At 30.1% G+C, this 528-nt stretch carries 1 pseudogene; it reads right to left on the bottom strand.

The annotated features are described in order from the left end of the window. Positions 1-528: pseudogene (locus GQR46_RS20485) on the bottom strand (hybrid sensor histidine kinase/response regulator); the annotation flags it as partial.

Genomic DNA, 528 nt, shown 5'->3' with positions numbered 1-528 from the left:
TTTAAAATACTTTGTTGAAGCATACTTATATCAGCAATTTCTTTAGTGCGTAATTTTACTTCTTTTTCTAATTTTAAATTTGTTTGCTGCAGCATATGCTTATTTTGTTTAGCTTTGATAATTCTTCGCTGTGTTCTTTGTGCTCTACGGTAAAAAAACAGCTGAATTATTAAAGTTATAAACATACAAATAAGGGTATAAAAAACACCATTGACAATAGCTTGATATTTACTCGGCAAGTGTAGTGATTCAATAAATGTGTCTGAAGCACTAAGTGTGATTTCCCATGTTCTTCCCATCACTTTAATTACTTTATTTAACTGATAATCAGCCGAGTTGCTTTTAATGCCGTAGCTAAAAAAGTCAGTTTTAACGTTGTTACCTATGTCGCTAATGACTAGCTTATTTTCATCAGCTTGGGAAAGAGAATCTAAAATATTGTTTATTAATAAAGGGGAGTAAGTCCATCCAATTAATTGCTCTAAACGCTGGATTTTATCAGTTGGAATAATAATATTTTTATAAACT

It is taken from the genome of Pseudoalteromonas sp. Z1A6 (assembly GCF_011378745.1).
GTDB lineage: Bacteria > Pseudomonadota > Gammaproteobacteria > Enterobacterales > Alteromonadaceae > Pseudoalteromonas > Pseudoalteromonas arctica.
This window is presented reverse-complemented; position numbering and strand designations above follow the sequence as displayed.